Genomic DNA, 11,877 nt, shown 5'->3' with positions numbered 1-11,877 from the left:
GCGACCGTCGCCGCGGCCGGGTCACCGCCGGGCGGCGGGTGTCTCCGTCGCGGCGTCGTCGAGGGCCGGGCCCGGCGCGGGAACGGCGGGCGCCGGGGCGTCGGCCGGTCGGGCGGCGACCCGCCGGGACAGTCCGCGGTCGACGCCGACGAAGAGCAGGCCGAGCAGCCAGAACGCGAAGGCGAAGAAGACCGCGCTGACCGACACCCCGGCGTAGCCGAGCTGCCCGGCGTCGATGAACGGGTACGGGTACCGGTGCACGACGAGCCCGCGCACCAGCGCGAAGCCCAGGTACGCCAGCGGGAAGGCCAGCCACCAGGCGGCGTAGCGCAGCCGTAGCCGGCCGCGCGGGTCGAACAGCGCCCAGTCGGCGATCGCGAGCAGCGGCACGACGGTGTGCAGGAACTGGTTGCCCAGCGCCTCGCCGAGCGCGCGGTCCGGCTGGGGCATCGCGAAGGGGCTGGCCGGGTTGGCCAGGACCAGGTGGTAGACCACCCCGGTGATGGTGATGTAGAGGGTGACCGCGCCCTTGAGCGCCGACGGCGGCTCGGGCCGTGCCCGCCAGGCCCGCCAGCCGGCGTGGGCGGCGAAGAGCCCGACCGCGACGTTGCTCTGGATGGTGAAGTACGGCAGGAGGCCGGTGACCGTGGCCGGACCGAGCGCGGTGAGCACGATCCCGGCCAGCACGCTGATGACGATCGCCAGGCGGAAGGCCACCGCCACGCGTCGACGCCGCAGAGTCATCGGCGCAAGCTACCAGCCCGCCGCTCACCAGCCGGCGGGGGCGGCCGGCCGGAGCTGGGTCAGCTGGTCGGGCGGGACGGGTCGGTCCGGGCGGGGGCGTCCGGCTTGCCGGCCGTGGTGGAGGGTGCGGGCGAGGGCCGGCTGGTCGGTCGTTCGGTGGGCGTCGGGTGGTCGGCCGAGGGGGGTGCCGAGGTCCGGGCGTCGCGGACCACGCGCTCGCAGTAGCCGGGCACCTCGTCCCGGCCGCCGGCACTGGTGACGAGGTCGGCGAAGGCCGGGTTGTCCAGGGCGCGACCGGGGTTGTCCGCGGCCGCGGCGCGGTAGGAGCGGCACAGCCCGAGGATCGACGCGGCCGGGGTCGGCCGGCTCGATTCCGGCTTGTCGCTGGGCGGAGCGGCGGACCCGCCGGGCCCGGCGGTGGTGGGCGGGGTGCGCTGCGGCGCGGCGGACGGCGGGGTGACCGGCGCGTCGCGGTGCAGCGGTCCGGGCAACGTGCCGGTGGCGGCGGCGAGGGCGACGCCCCCGGTGGCGGCCACGGCGAGGCCGGCGAGCGCGACCTTCAGCCCGGCCAGTCGGGCCAGGGGGAATGAGCGGGCGGGCGACGGAGCCGGCAGCGGAACCCCGGCGCGGGCGCTGCGGAACGCGTGCATCGCGGCGCTCTCCCCGCGCAGCTCGCCGGGGTGCGGCGCGGCACGCACCGCCGTCAGCAGCCGGACGAGCGGCTCCGGGCCGTCGTACGGGTCGACGACCGGGCCGACGAGCAGCCGCTCGACGGTTTCCTGGTCCATCCGATGTGCGTTCATCTCGTGTCCCTCAGCGCCGGGCACCCCCCCGACGTCACATCTCCGCCCTGAGGGTGGCGCTGATCACGCGGCGACCCCCGCCAGATCAACCGCGACGCGTCAGCACCCGCACAGCGCGTGACGATGAGGGTGTTGTGCTGCCGGATTCGCCGAAGGGGCGGCCCGCGAGATCGGCGGGATCCGGGTCAGCCCATCGTCTTGGCGCCGTCGATCGCCTCGCGGAGGATGTCGGCGTGCCCGGCGTGCTGCGAGGTCTCCGCGATGAGGTGCAGCAGGACCCGGCGCACCGACCAGCTCGCACCCGGCTCGAACCAGGGCGCCACCGGCAGCGCCTGCGCGGCGTCCAGGTCGAGGGTGGCGATCAGCTCGTCGGTGCGCGCGGCGACCTGCGCGTAGTGGTCGAGCAGGCCGGCGAGCGTCTCGCCCTCGACCATCCGGAAACCGTTCGCCCAGTCCAGCGGCTCGCTCTGCATCGCCTCCGCGCCCCCGACCGCGAACCGCATCCAGCGATCCTCGGTGACCGCCACGTGCTTGATCAGCCCGCCGAGGCAGAGCTCGCTGACCGTGGTGCGCGCCGCGGCCTGCTCGTCGGTCAGCCCGTGCACCGTCTGCCGCAGGAAACCCCGGTGCCGGCCGAGGGTCTGGGTCAGGTCGGCCCGCTCGCCGGTGAGAACCCGCTCCGAAGTGGTCATCGCTGCACCTTCCGTCGATGTCGTCGAGGCCCAGGCTAGGCCGGTGCACCGACAGTTCCGCGCCCGCCACGCGACGCCAGCGGTTGCCGATCCGGCGCTCCGGCGGTCCACTGAACTACATGGGTGACATTTTGGTCGGCACGTCCTCCTGGGCGGACCAGACCCTGCTGCGCTCCGGCTGGTACCCACGGTCGGCGAAGACCCCCGCCGACCGGCTCGGCTTCTACGCCCGCCACTTCGGACTGGTCGAGGTGGACACCTCGTACTACGCGGTCCCGGCACCGGAGACCACCGCCGGCTGGGTCGAGGCCACCCCGCCCGGCTTCACCTTCGACGTCAAGGCGTTCAGCCTCTTCACCGGCCACCCGACGCCGGTGTCGATGCTGCCGAAGGACCTGCGGCCGGCCGGTGGACCGGCCCGGATCCGCCGCCGCGAGCTGCCCGAGCGGGCGTACGAGGAGCTGTGGCGCCGGTTCCGGGCGGCGCTGGAGCCGCTCGCGGCGGACGACCGGCTCGGCGCGGTGCTGTTGCAGTTCCCCCCGTGGCTGACCCGAGGTGAGGCCGCCCGGCGGCGGATCGTGGAGCTGGCGGGGCGCTGCCGGCCCTGGCCGGTGGTGGTGGAGCTGCGGCACGCCTCCTGGTTCGAGGACGCGGCCGCCGCCGAGACGGTCACCTTCCTGCGCGACCACGACCTCGGCATGGTGTGCGTGGACATGCCCCAGGGCCACCCGTCCTCGGTGCCACCGATCATGGTCGCCACGGCCGAGCCGGCGGTGGTCCGGTTCCACGGCCACAGCGCCCACTGGGAGGGCGGCAGCAAGGAGGACCGGTTCCGCTACGCCTACTCGGACGGGGAGCTGCGCCGCTGGGCGGAGCTGCTGACCGACCTGGCCGAGAGCGCCGGCGAGCTGCACGTGCTGTTCAACAACTGCTGCGCGGGGCAGGCCCAGCGCGACGCGGCCCGGCTGGCCGAGCTGCTCGGCGTGACCCCCGCGCCCGAGCGTGCCGCGGTGTGAGGCGGTTTGTCGACCCGGGGCACGGGTACCGCGCCGGCAACGACAGAAAGGTGCCGCGATGACGCAGGAACAACAGCCGGGCGTGCCGGACGACGCCGAGGCCCGCCGGGTCCGCGAGGCGGAGGAGGCGCACGGCGGCAGCATGGCGCCGGGACTGGTGGACGAGACCGGCCGGCCGGTCGCCGAGCCGCCGCCGCCACCGGCCGGTGACGAGGACGGCACCGGCTCCTGAGGCGGACGACGGACCGCTGGGTCGGTCCGGGACGGACGCCGGCGGGACCGGCCACGCTCGCCGTGGCCGGTCCCGTCCGCGTAACCGGCGGTGACCGGGCCGAGGTGCGGCCGGGCCGTGCCGGGGACAGCCTGTCCCGGGCACGGCCCGTCGCCCCGGCGTCAGTCCCGGGTGATCCCCTCCGGGTGCATGCCGGTGTCCCGCTCGAGCGGGTTGTCGGGCAGGTCCCCGTCCGCGACGTCGTCCGGGAAGGTGCGCCGGGACGGCGCCGGGTCGGGCGGCGCGCCCGGCCCCGCGTCGGTGTAGCGGGTCGGCTCCACCGAACCGAAGCCGTGCCGGCCCTCGCGCCCGGACGGTCCGCTCGGCGCGCCGGCGCGGCGCTCACCCCGCCGGCCCTCCGGCACGGCGGTCTCCTCGCTGCCCTCGTCCATCGGGTCGTGCTTGCCCGCGCCCCAGGGCGGGTCCGCGTCGAAGCCGTCCGTGGTGCCCCAGGGGGCGGCGGACTCCGGCCCACGCCCCGCGCCCCGCCTCGGTCCCTTGTTCGCCGTCATGGCCACCTCGCAGCTCGTCTTCCCGACCGGCCGTTGTCGCGCCCCGTCCCGACCGGTACGCCGGCCGCCGTCGCCGACGGCTACCGGCGCACCGGTCGGGTACGGCGTTCAGCCGGCCATCGCCATCCGGCGCTGACGGTTGGCCGTGCCCATCGCCGCGAGCTTCCCGATCGACGACGGCATGCTCATCATCCCGCCGGTGCGGCCCAGCATCCCGCGGAACACCTCGCCGGGCTTCTGCTGCTCGCCCATGTACGAGGTGACCACGACCAGCGCCCCGGTCAGCGCCGGAACGGCCCACTGGAGCAGCTTCATCTGCCGCTGGCAGGAGGCCACGTCGGACGGAGTCTGGTAGTTGGGCTCGGTGGTCCCCTGGACCGGCGGGTTGCCGGCCTTCTCCAACCGCATGCCGAGCAACCGGCTGTATCCGGTCACGGCGAGCGCGCCGATCGTCAGCGCCGTCTTGACCGCGCTCATCTTCCCCACGCCCCGCTGTTTGGCCACCCGCGGGCTCTCCGCGGCCAGTTCGCCGACCGCGCCGGCCAGGTGGGCGCCGATCGCCGCCGCGTTCACCGGCGTCCAGCGGGACCATCCCGCCGAGGCGACCGGGAGTCGCTGAGTCGAGTCGCTGATCCGCCCCGCCGCCCCGTTGACGCCGAGCGCTCCCATCAGAGAGCCACCGAACCAGGCTGCCAGGCCCAGATCGTGCATCGAGCGCAGTGCGGTGTGCCGTTCGGACATCTGATCCCCCTCCACCGTATTCGGGCGCAGCGGCATACCCGCCCGACGCGCGGCTACGCACCCGATCTCGGCGGCGGTCGGGACGTCCCCTGCCGCGCCGTTCGTCCCGGCGGGGTCAGCGGGAATCCGGCGGTGGGGCGGGCCGGAGGGGCGCTCAGCGGCGGGGCAGGCCCGCCGCGAAGGCCGCCACCCGGGCGGCCAGCGGCCGCCCGGCGCGGACCCAGGTGAAGTGGTCCAGCGGGGCGCCGGCCTCGGCGGTCGGGTAGTGGTCCCGGGTGACCGGCGCGGCGGTCAGCTTGGCGCAGAGGTGGTCCAGGGTGCCGTGCGGGGTGTACTGGTCGTCGTCGACGCTCACCGCCAGCACCGGCGTGCCGATCCGGCCCACCGCCGCCTCGGCGTCCACCCCGTCCAGCACCGGGAAACGCCCGGTCCGGGCGGTGTACGCCCAGTCCCGGATCACCCCGCGCGCCTGCCGCCCGCCGAAGCCCCAGCCCGGCCAGACGCCGAGCGCCGCCGCGGTCGCCGCGATGCCCTGGGTGTACGGCAGCACCCCGTACCGCCGGGCGCCGGGGTAGCTGCGCCAGTACGGCACGCCGACGGCGAGCAGGGCGAGCCCGTCGACCGCGTCCGCGCCGTGCAGGGCGAGGTGCAGCAGGGCCGCCTGCCCGCCGAGGGAGTGCCCGAGCAGCAGCCGGGTACGCCCGTCCAGCCGGGGCTTGAGCGCGTCGAGCACCGCGCCGACGTCACCGGCCAGCTCGGCGTAGCCGTAGCGGCAGGCGCGGCTCGGTGCGGGAGTGCTGGCGCCGGTGCCGCGCAGGTCGGCCACGACCACGGCCAGGCCGGCGTCGCGGAGCACGGCGGCGAACGGGCGGTAGTAGCGGGCCCGGACGCCCATCGCCGGCCAGAGCACCACCACCGGCGCGCCGGCCGGCCCGTCCGGTTCGGGGTAGACCTGCACGCCGATGCGCGCGCCGTCGACGTCGACGAACTCCTGGCTGTACTCGATGTCCCCGCTCACCGCCCCAGCCTAAGCGGAAGCTACCGGCGGGTAGCAAGGGGTGTGCCGCGCTCCACCCGCGCCACGGCGGCCAGCACCGCCGGCACGTCCAGCGCGGCCAGCGCCGGGTGCACGCCGGCGGCGTCGACCGGTTGCCGCTGCCCCACCCAGAGCGCCTGGTGCCAGGGCCGGTCCGGCGGGGGACCCCACTGCGCGGGCGGCACCGGGCCGAAGAGCAGCACCGACGGGGTGGCGTAGGCGGTGGCCAGGTGACCGATGCCGGTGTCGCCGCTGACCACCAGGCGGGCGTGGGCGACCAGCGCCGCCAGCTCCCGGAGACCGGTCTCCCCGGCGAGCACCGCGCCGGCCGGCAGCCCGGCCAGGGCGCGCACCTGCTCGGCGATGCTCCGCTCGCCGGCGGTGCCGGTGAGCACCACCCGGTGCCCCCGATCGATGAGCGCCCGGGCCACCTCGGCGAACCGCGCCGGCGGCCAGCGCCGCTGCGCCGCCTTCGCTCCCGGGTGGACGATGCTCACCCCGGTCGGCGTCCGCCCCGGTTCCGGGCGGCGCAGGGCGAGGTCGGTGCGGTCGGCGGGGATGCCGTACCAGGCCAGCATCCGGCACCAGCGGTCGATCTCGTGCTCCTCGGCCCGCCAGTCCGGGCCGTCGCGGTGGCCGGCCTCGGCGTTGGCGAAGGCGAGCAGCCGGCCCGGCCGCACCCCGGCGAGCATCCGGTGCGACTGCGGGCCGCGACCGTGCAGGTTGACCGCCAGCTCCGGCGGCGGGCCGGGCCACGCCAGGTGGCCCAGCCCGTCCGCCGCGACCAGCCGGTCGACCCCGCCGACCAGGTCGACCAGCGGGGCCAGCCAGCGCGGCGCGACCAGCGCCAGCTCCTCGTCCGGGTACGCGGCCCGCAGCGCGCGCAGCGCCGGCACCCCGGTCGCGAGGTCGCCGACGCCGAGCGCCCGTAACACCAGGATCACGGGTACGACGACTCCTGTTCGGCGCAGACCACCAGCTCGCGTACCGCGCAGCCGGGCGGCTGGGAGAGGGCGAACATGACCGCCGCGGCGGTGTCGGCCGGGTCGTTGAGGATAGCGTCCGGACCCGGCTTGTACTGCTCGTCCCGGTCGTCGAAGAAGGCCGTCCGCATGCCGCCCGGGATCAGCAGGGTCACCCCGACCCGGCCGGCCAACTCGGCGGCGAGCGCCCGGGTGAAGCCGACCACCCCGAACTTCGCCGCGCAGTACGCGGTCGCGTCGCTGACCGCCTTGATCCCGAGCGTCGAGGCCACCGTCACCACCGTGCCGTGCGCGCGCTCCAGGTGCGGCAGGGCCGCCCGGACGACGGCGGCGGTGCCGAGCAGGTTGATGCCGACGATCCGGTCCCAGGTCGCGCCGTCGATGTCGGCGAGCTTGCCGGGCACGTCCATCCCGGCGGCGGTGACCAGGCCGGTCAGCCCGCCGGCCTGCTCGGCGACGCGCCGGGTGGCCTCCTCGGCGGCGCGGGTGTTCCCCAGGTCGCACTCGACCCACGGCACCCCGTCGGCCGGCGGCTGCCGGTCCAGCACGTACGGCCGCCCGCCGGCCTTCGTCACGGCGGTCACCACCGCCGCGCCGAGGCCGCTCGACCCGCCGGTGACCAGCACCGCCGATCCGTTCAGATCCCTGCTCATCTCGCTCCCTTGACCAGTCGGGCGCCGCGCGAGCGCGCGGCGCTGATCGTCGCGGTGGTGGACCGGCCCGCCAGGTAGGGCACGGTCACCACCCGGCCGCCCCAGCCGCGTACCAGCTCGGCCTCGGGCAGTTCGGGGGCGCCGTCGCCGGCGTAGTCGCCGCCCTTGACCCAGACGTCGGGGCGCAGCCGGGCCAGCGCGGTGGCCGGGGTGGGCTCGTCGAACACCACGACGGCGTCGACGCAGTCCAGCGCGGCCAGCAGCCGGGCCCGGTCGGCCTCCGGGTTGACCGGGCGGTCCGGGCCCTTGAGGGCGCGGACGCTGCGGTCGGAGTTGAGGCAGACGACCAGGCAGTCACCCAACCGGCGGGCCGCCTGGAGAGTGGCGACGTGCCCGGCGTGCAGGATGTCGAAGCAGCCGCCGGTGGCCACCACGGTGCCGCCGTCGGCGCGTACCCGGGCCACCAGCTCCTCGGTGGCGGACGCCGGGCGGCGCGACGCGGCCGGCTGGGGCTCCCGGCGGGCCAGCCCGGCCGCCCCGCCGGCGGCGACGTACGCGGACGCGGCGGCGACCGCCTCCTGCACCGCCTCGGAGGTGACCGCCCCGGCGGCCAGCGCGGTGGCGGCGGTGGCGGCGAAGCGGTCCCCGGCGCCGCAGGTGTCCTCGGCGCGTTCCACGTCGGACGGCGGCGGCACCACCAGCGGGGTGCTGCCGGAGTGGCAGAGCACCGCGCCGTCGGCGCCCATCGTCACCGCCACCGCGCCGACCCGCCAGCGCCGGCGCAGCTCGTGCCCGGCGCGGGTGGCGGTGGACAGCGCCGACCCCGCGCCGGCATCGCCGGTGAGCTGTCGCAGCTCGGCGAGGTTGGGGGTGGTCAGCCGGGCGCCCGGCACCGCGACCGGCCCTCGGGGGTGCGGGTCCCAGACCACCGGGGCGCTCGCGTCGGCGAGCGCGGCCCGCAGCGCGGGCTGCCGGACCAGGCCCCGGCCGTAGTCGCTGACCAGGATGGCGCCGGCCGAGGCGAGCACCTCCAGCGCGGCCTCGGGCGGCTCGCCGGGGGGCCGTGGCTCACCGCCGCGGTCGAGTCGCAGCAGGGTTTGCCCGCCCGCCCGGAGCCGGATCTTCTCCGGCGTCGCTCCGGGCAGCCGCAGCGGGTACAGGCGTACCCCGGCGGTGATGAGCAGTTCCGCGATGCGGGCTCCGGCCGCGTCGTCGGCGAGCGCGGTCACCAGCGCCACCTCGGTGCCCTGGGCGGCGGCGAGCAGCGCGGCGAGCCCGGCGCCGCCGGGCCGGTCGGTGCTGACCCGCTCGTCGAGCACCGGCACGGGCGCGTCCGGGCAGACCCGGTTGACCGCGCCCTCGACGTCCCGGTCGAGCAGGGCGTCACCGACGACCACCAGCGGCCGGCTCACGACGGGCACCCGCGGCGGCTCGGCCCGTGCCCGTTGCCGCCGTGTCCGTTGGTCGTGTGTCCGTTGGTGGTGTGGCCGTTGGCACCCTGGCCGTTGGTGGTGTGGCCGTTGGCGCCGTGGCCGTTGAGGGCGTGCCGGTTGATCCCGGGGCCGCTGCCGGCGGCGGCGAGGGCGGGTGCGTCGGCGCCGCCGGGGAGCCGGCCGGTGAACTCGGCCCTCCGCTGCCCCGGGGCCGCCGTGCGCGGCAGCCGGCGGACCAGCGGCAGCGCCTCGTCGACGTACTCGCAGAGCAGGTGCAGTGAGACCAGGTGCAGCTCCTGCACCACCTGACTGTCCGGCGAGGGCACCGCGAGCACGTCGTCGCAGACCTCGGCCAGCGGGTTCGGTGCGGGACCGGTGAACGCCCAGCAGCGCACCCCGACCTCCCGGGCCGCCGCCACCGCCCGCAGCAGGTTGGTGCTGGTGCCGCTGGTGGACATCAGCAGCAGGATGTCGTTCTCCCGCCCGTGGGCGCGTACCTGGCGGGCGAAGATCTCGTCGTAGCCGTAGTCGTTGCCGATCGCGGTCACCGACGACGTCTCGGCGTGCAGCGCGATCGCCGAGTAGGGCTCCCGGTCGTCGCGCAGCTTGCCGACCAGTTCGGCGGTGAGGTGCTGGGCCTCGGCGGCGCTGCCGCCGTTGCCGGCGGCCAGCAGCCGGCCGCCGGTGGCCAGCGTCCAGGCCAGCTGGGTGCCCCAGCCGGCCAGCCGCTCGGCGGTACGCCGGTACGGCAGCAGCGCGGCGGCCAGCCCGGCCAGGTGCCCGTCGAGGGCGGACATCGTGTCGTTCATCAGGCCACCGCCGGGGCGACTCGACTGACCGTGCTGACCGTGGTGTAGACCGCGCTCAGCTGCTCGGCGCAGCGCTTCCAGGAGTACCGGCTGCGGATGCGGTCCAGCGCCGCCGTGGCGTACGCGAACCGCCGCACCCGGTCGGCGAGCAGCCGGCGGATCGCGGTGCCCAGCGCGCGCGGGTCGCGCGGCGGCACCAGGTCACCGGTCAGCCCGTCGACCACGGTGTCGGCGATGCCGCCCACGTTCGTGCCGATCACCGGCACGCCGCAGGCCATCCCCTCCAGCGGGGTGAGCCCGAACGGCTCGTACCAGGGGGCGGCCACGAGGACGTCGGCGGAGCGGTACCAGGCGCCCATCTCCTCACGCGGGACCGCGCCGACCAGCTTGACCCGGTCGGCGACCCCGCAGGACTCGGCGAGCGCGCCCAGTCGGCGGGCGAAGCTGTCGGCGGGCAGCAGCTCGGCCGCCGGGCCGCCGACCACCACGCACTCGGCCTCCGGCACCGCCGGCAGCGCCCGGATGACGTCCTGGAAGCCCTTGCGCTCCACCATCCGGCCGACGGTGAGGATGCGCGGGCGGGCCGGGTCGCGGGGCGCGACCGGCCCCTCCGGACGGAACATCTCCTCGTTGACCCCGGACGGGACCAGCGCCATCCTCGACCGCGGCACGCCGAGCCGGACCAGCTCGCCGATCTCGTCCTGGCACTGGACGATCACCCGGTCGGCGGCCCGGCCCAGCGCCCGTTCGTAGCCGACCCGACCCGGTGGACTGGTGTCCCGGGCCCCCTGGTGGCGGCGCTTCACCGAGCCCAGCGCGTGGTACGTCAGCACCACCGGCGTGTTGGTGCGCCGGCCGGCGTGCAGGGTGGCCAGGCCGCTCATCCAGAAGTGGGCGTGCGCCACGTCCGGCCGCCAGCCCTGTTCGCCCCACTGTTCGGCCATCCACCGCCCGAACTCGCCCATGTACGGCAGCAGCTCGTCCTTGGGCACCCGCTGCGCCGGCCCGGCGGGCACGTGGCGCACCTGGTAGCCGGCGGCGGCGTCGACCACGTCGGGCAGGTCGACCGAGTCCCGGCGGGTGTAGACGCGCACGTCGTGACCCTCGCCGACCAGCGCCGCCGCCAGTTCGGCGACGTGCGTGTTCTGTCCGCCCGCGTCCTCCTCGCCGAGGACGGCGAGCGGGCTGGCGTGCTCCGAGATCATCGCGATGCGCATGTTTCCTCCTCAAGGATCCGGTCCCAATCCGCGAGGAACCGGTCGAGCCCGAAGCGTTCCTTCGTCACCTCCCGCGCCCGCGCACCCAACCGGTACGCGGCGTCGCGGTCCTCCGTCAGCCAGCGGGCCGCCTCGACGAGCGTGTCGACCCGGGTGGAGAGCACTCCGGCGTCGGGCGGCACCGCGTCCACGGCCTCGGTGGTGGCCAGCGCGACGACGGGCATGCCGATCGTCATCGCCTCGATCAGGCTCAGCCCCAGCGACGTCCACCGGCACAGGTGCAGGTACGCCCGCCGCCGGGCCACCTCCGTGTGCATGACGTCCTGCGGCAGGTCGTCGTGGCTGGCCAGGCGCTGCCCGGGCAGCCCGAGCCGGTCGGCCAGCCCGGTCACCCCCATGCCGAAGACGTCCAGCGGGGCGACCTCGGCGAAGCGGGGCATCAGGTCGGTGCCGGTGACCCGCCAGCGCCGGATGGGCTCGTTCGTCACCACGGCGAGCCGGTCCAGCTCGCCGGTCCACTCCACCCTCGGCGGCACGATGCCGTGCTCGACGACGGCGGTGCGGGTGCCGCCGTTGTCCCAGAACAACTCGTTGAAGTGGGTGACGTGGGTGAGCAGCAGGTCGTCCCGGTCGGCCATCGGGTGGCGGGTGCTGGGCACGTCGCCCTTGGGGGTGTTGTGTTCGACGTAGATCGCCGGCACGTCCCGCCCCGGCCGCCGGCGCAGCCAGCGCTCGGCCAGCTCCAGCTCCTCGGGGCGTTGCAGCACGACCACGTCCACGTCGGCGTCGGCCAGTTCCTCGGGGGTCATTTCGACCGCGCTCGCCGGCCACGGGTAGGTGCGGGCCCGGCCCAGCCCGTACGGGCCGCGGTCGGGGGTGACCGGCACCAGGTAGCGGTGCCTGCCGTGCACGAAGGACGTGGTCCAGGAGCCGTGCACATGCCACAGCAGGACGTTCATGACCCTCC

The 11,877-nt window shown here is 76.2% G+C and carries 13 protein-coding genes and 1 pseudogene; 2 read left to right on the top strand and 12 right to left on the bottom strand.

Translation table 11 applies throughout. The annotated features are described in order from the left end of the window. Positions 1 to 21: 21 nt before the first annotated feature. The 3 genes from GA0074696_RS22860 to GA0074696_RS22850 form a co-directional block, all read right to left on the bottom strand. Positions 22 to 744, bottom strand: coding sequence for a Pr6Pr family membrane protein (locus tag GA0074696_RS22860; protein WP_172894396.1), 723 nt, complete (start codon positions 742 to 744; stop codon positions 22 to 24). A 59-nt stretch (positions 745 to 803) separates the two neighbouring features. Next, entirely contained in the window at positions 804 to 1,547 is a 744-nt protein-coding gene (locus GA0074696_RS22855) for a hypothetical protein (RefSeq protein ID WP_157746087.1), read from the bottom strand. A 185-nt stretch (positions 1,548 to 1,732) separates the two neighbouring features. Further along, positions 1,733 to 2,239 carry a DinB family protein gene (locus tag GA0074696_RS22850; RefSeq protein WP_088963001.1) on the bottom strand — a complete coding sequence of 169 codons (507 nt, stop codon included), beginning with the start codon at positions 2,237 to 2,239 and terminating at the stop codon, positions 1,733 to 1,735. A gap of 119 nt (positions 2,240 to 2,358) precedes the next feature. Between GA0074696_RS22850 and GA0074696_RS22845 the strand changes: the two genes are divergently transcribed. After that, positions 2,359 to 3,255, top strand: a complete 897-nt coding sequence (locus tag GA0074696_RS22845; protein ID WP_088963000.1) for a DUF72 domain-containing protein — start codon at positions 2,359 to 2,361, stop codon at positions 3,253 to 3,255. Between the two features lie 58 nt (positions 3,256 to 3,313). Further along, positions 3,314 to 3,487, top strand: a complete 174-nt coding sequence (locus tag GA0074696_RS31235; RefSeq protein ID WP_088962999.1) for a GTPase activator — start codon at positions 3,314 to 3,316, stop codon at positions 3,485 to 3,487. A gap of 161 nt (positions 3,488 to 3,648) precedes the next feature. On the opposite strand, the gene GA0074696_RS22835 is transcribed toward GA0074696_RS31235, so the two are convergent. The 9 genes and pseudogenes from GA0074696_RS22835 to GA0074696_RS22795 form a co-directional block, all read right to left on the bottom strand. Beyond that, entirely contained in the window at positions 3,649 to 4,038 is a 390-nt protein-coding gene (locus GA0074696_RS22835) for a hypothetical protein (protein WP_088964735.1), read from the bottom strand. 108 nt (positions 4,039 to 4,146) lie between these two features. Further along, the gene (locus GA0074696_RS22830) at positions 4,147 to 4,779 is read right to left on the bottom strand and encodes a hypothetical protein (RefSeq protein ID WP_088962998.1); all 633 of its coding nucleotides are present in this window, start codon (positions 4,777 to 4,779) and stop codon (positions 4,147 to 4,149) included. Between the two features lie 154 nt (positions 4,780 to 4,933). After that, positions 4,934 to 5,797 carry an alpha/beta hydrolase family protein gene (locus GA0074696_RS22825; protein ID WP_088962997.1) on the bottom strand — a complete coding sequence of 288 codons (864 nt, stop codon included), beginning with the start codon at positions 5,795 to 5,797 and terminating at the stop codon, positions 4,934 to 4,936. Positions 5,798 to 5,817: 20 nt separating this feature from the next. Further along, positions 5,818 to 6,759 (bottom strand): glycosyltransferase family 9 protein, encoded by a 942-nt coding sequence (locus GA0074696_RS22820; protein WP_088962996.1) that lies wholly within the window; start codon positions 6,757 to 6,759, stop codon positions 5,818 to 5,820. After that, complete coding sequence (locus tag GA0074696_RS22815) at positions 6,756 to 7,451, bottom strand: SDR family oxidoreductase (protein WP_088962995.1); 696 nt, start codon at positions 7,449 to 7,451, stop codon at positions 6,756 to 6,758. Before GA0074696_RS22815 ends, GA0074696_RS22820 begins: the two co-directional genes overlap by 4 nt. Next, entirely contained in the window at positions 7,448 to 8,863 is a 1,416-nt protein-coding gene (gene rfaE2, locus GA0074696_RS22810; protein WP_088964734.1) for a D-glycero-beta-D-manno-heptose 1-phosphate adenylyltransferase, read from the bottom strand. Before rfaE2 ends, GA0074696_RS22815 begins: the two co-directional genes overlap by 4 nt. Positions 8,864 to 9,117: 254 nt before the next feature. Continuing rightward, positions 9,118 to 9,693 (bottom strand): annotated as a pseudogene (locus GA0074696_RS22805) (D-sedoheptulose-7-phosphate isomerase); the annotation flags it as partial. Further along, positions 9,693 to 10,910 carry a glycosyltransferase gene (locus tag GA0074696_RS22800; RefSeq protein WP_088962994.1) on the bottom strand — a complete coding sequence of 406 codons (1,218 nt, stop codon included), beginning with the start codon at positions 10,908 to 10,910 and terminating at the stop codon, positions 9,693 to 9,695. The pseudogene GA0074696_RS22805 and the gene GA0074696_RS22800, both read right to left, overlap by 1 nt. Continuing rightward, the gene (locus GA0074696_RS22795) at positions 10,895 to 11,869 is read right to left on the bottom strand and encodes a glycosyltransferase (protein WP_088962993.1); all 975 of its coding nucleotides are present in this window, start codon (positions 11,867 to 11,869) and stop codon (positions 10,895 to 10,897) included. The genes GA0074696_RS22800 and GA0074696_RS22795 overlap by 16 nt, the downstream gene beginning before the upstream one ends. Positions 11,870 to 11,877: the final 8 nt, after the last annotated feature.

The sequence above is a fragment of the Micromonospora purpureochromogenes genome (assembly GCF_900091515.1).
In the GTDB taxonomy this organism is placed as follows: domain Bacteria; phylum Actinomycetota; class Actinomycetes; order Mycobacteriales; family Micromonosporaceae; genus Micromonospora; species Micromonospora purpureochromogenes.
Note: the sequence above shows the minus strand (reverse complement) of the source record. Positions and strands in the feature narration are given on the sequence as shown.

What these genes read in the sequence shown, in the direction of transcription:
- GA0074696_RS22845 (WP_088963000.1), top strand. Translation starts at nt 2,359, where the DNA reads ATGGGTGACATTTTGGTCGGCACGTCCTCCTGGGCGGACCAGACCCTG.
- GA0074696_RS22850 (WP_088963001.1), bottom strand. Translation starts at nt 2,239, where the DNA reads ATGACCACTTCGGAGCGGGTTCTCACCGGCGAGCGGGCCGACCTGACC.
- GA0074696_RS22815 (WP_088962995.1), bottom strand. Translation starts at nt 7,451, where the DNA reads ATGAGCAGGGATCTGAACGGATCGGCGGTGCTGGTCACCGGCGGGTCG.
- GA0074696_RS22795 (WP_088962993.1), bottom strand. Translation starts at nt 11,869, where the DNA reads ATGAACGTCCTGCTGTGGCATGTGCACGGCTCCTGGACCACGTCCTTC.
- GA0074696_RS22835 (WP_088964735.1), bottom strand. Translation starts at nt 4,038, where the DNA reads ATGACGGCGAACAAGGGACCGAGGCGGGGCGCGGGGCGTGGGCCGGAG.
- GA0074696_RS22800 (WP_088962994.1), bottom strand. Translation starts at nt 10,910, where the DNA reads ATGCGCATCGCGATGATCTCGGAGCACGCCAGCCCGCTCGCCGTCCTC.
- GA0074696_RS22860 (WP_172894396.1), bottom strand. Translation starts at nt 744, where the DNA reads ATGACTCTGCGGCGTCGACGCGTGGCGGTGGCCTTCCGCCTGGCGATC.
- GA0074696_RS22855 (WP_157746087.1), bottom strand. Translation starts at nt 1,547, where the DNA reads ATGAACGCACATCGGATGGACCAGGAAACCGTCGAGCGGCTGCTCGTC.
- GA0074696_RS31235 (WP_088962999.1), top strand. Translation starts at nt 3,314, where the DNA reads ATGACGCAGGAACAACAGCCGGGCGTGCCGGACGACGCCGAGGCCCGC.
- GA0074696_RS22830 (WP_088962998.1), bottom strand. Translation starts at nt 4,779, where the DNA reads ATGTCCGAACGGCACACCGCACTGCGCTCGATGCACGATCTGGGCCTG.